1 pseudogene is annotated in these 752 nt (G+C 50.5%); it reads left to right on the top strand.

The annotated features are described in order from the left end of the window. A pseudogene (locus CIK04_RS31455) lies at window positions 1–630 on the top strand (phosphomethylpyrimidine synthase ThiC); the annotation flags it as partial. Between the last annotated feature and the right edge of the window lie 122 nt (window positions 631–752).

The following is a 752-nucleotide window of genomic DNA, read 5'->3' as shown; positions in this document are numbered from 1 at the left end:
GATTAAAGAGAACATGGATGAGCAGCTCAAGCATTGTCATGAGGCACCATTCTATACCTTAGGTCCACTGACCACCGACATTGCCCCTGGCTATGACCACATTCTTCTGGGATTGGTGCGGCCATGTGATTGGTTGGTATGGCTGTGCATGCTTGCTACGTAACGCCAAAGGAGCACTTAGGTCTACCCAATAAAGAAGATGTGAAAACCGGCTTGATAACCTACAAACTGGCTGCGCACGCGGCGGATTTGGCCAAAGGGCACCCGGGCGCGCAAGTTCGTGACAACGCATTGTCTAAAGCTCGTTTTGAATTCCGTTGGCAGGATCAATTTAATCTCTCGCTCGACCCCGATACGGCACGTGCATTCCACGATGAAACCCTGCCACAAGAGTCGGGCAAGGTTGCGCATTTCTGTTCGATGTGTGGCCCCAAATTCTGCTCGATGAAGATTTCGCAAGAAGTTCGTGAGTATGCTAAAGGGCAACAGGCTGAGGAAGGACAGGCGATAGCAGTTAAGCTGTTGGATGACCCATTGGAAGGGATGAAACAAAAGTCCGCGGAATTCAAAGCGTCGGGTTCGGAGTTGTACCACCCCGCAGTGAGTCATGAAGAAGTGGCCGAGGGTTAACAATGAGACTGCTGATTCCTTCTGCCATTATTGAGCTGACGGGAGAAATTCAGCAGTGTTTGCTCTTGGCAAAGTCAGCAAGGCTTTGCCATTGACCATATAGAGTTGGGCTAACGCCCAAC

The organism is Vibrio sp. 03_296 (genome assembly GCF_002265885.1).
This window is presented reverse-complemented; position numbering and strand designations above follow the sequence as displayed.